Genomic DNA, 1075 nt, shown 5'->3' on the forward strand with positions numbered 1-1075 from the left:
CGGGTGCAGGCGGCCGGCCGTGACGCCGGTGCGCTGTGCGAGGCGCTGGCAGCTCTGGAGGAGGACTTCACCCGGATCACCGACACCGCCTCCCAACGGGCCAAGGGCACCCGCACCGCGCCCAACCGGTCGCTGGTCTACTCCGACACCCGGCGCTCCGCCACCGCCCGGCTCAGCCCCGCCGTCCTGGACGAACTGACCCCGCTTTCCCTGTGCCTGACCGCCGTGGGCTGGCTGACGAGCCGGTACGCGGAGTCCATGCGCGCCCGGATCCGGGAGAGCTTCGACCAGGTGCGCGGCGACCGGCCCACCACCGATCTCGCCTCGCTCTGGTTCGCCTGCCTGCCGGCCCCGCACGCCACGTCCATGCCGGAGGCGGACCGGATCGGCGCCGAACTGCGTGAGCGTTGGGCCCGGATCATCGATGCCCCGGAAGGCGCCCGCCGGGTGCAGCTCTCCTCGGCGGACATCGCCGACCGGGTCCGCGAGGAGTTCGACGGCCCGCGCGACGGCTGGTCGCTCTCCCGCTATGTCAGCCCCGACGTGCTCATCATGGCCAAGGACGCCGCCGCGGTCGAGCGGGGCGACTTCGAACTCGTCCTGGGCGAACTGCACATCGCCATGAACACCGTGGCCGCCTCGCTCTTCGTCAACCAGCACCCGGCCGTCGAGGAACTGCTCGCCGAGACCAGCCGCGACTTCCCCGGGCCCCGGCTGATGCCGATGCTGCCCAAGGAGCTGCCGCTGAAGTGGTCGGCGCGCAGCCGCCCCGCCCTGGACCGCCCGGAGGACTACTTCGTCGCCGTCGCCGACCACACCGCCGACCCGCACCGGGACCGCACCGTGCTCAGCGCCGAGGTCACCGTGGCCGACCGCGACGGCCGGCTCACCGCCGTCCTGCCGGACGGCAGCGAATTCGACGTGCTGGACGTCTTCAGTCACGCCCTCACCAACCGCGTCATGGACCGCTTCGCGCTCCGCCCCGACGCGGACCATGTGCCGCGGGTGGCGGTGGACAAGCTGGTGGTGAGCCGGGAGTCGTGGCGGTTCACGGGTGGGGATCTGGGGTTCGCGG

Annotated in this window: 1 protein-coding gene; it reads left to right on the forward strand. The window is 72.8% G+C overall.

What is annotated here, in order from left to right:
* Positions 1 to 1075: lantibiotic dehydratase (locus ACIHCL_RS37000; RefSeq protein ID WP_399868941.1), on the forward strand; the 1075-nt coding region annotated here is incomplete at both ends.

The sequence above is a fragment of the Streptomyces sp. NPDC052042 genome (assembly GCF_044548345.1).
In the GTDB taxonomy this organism is placed as follows: domain Bacteria; phylum Actinomycetota; class Actinomycetes; order Streptomycetales; family Streptomycetaceae; genus Streptomyces.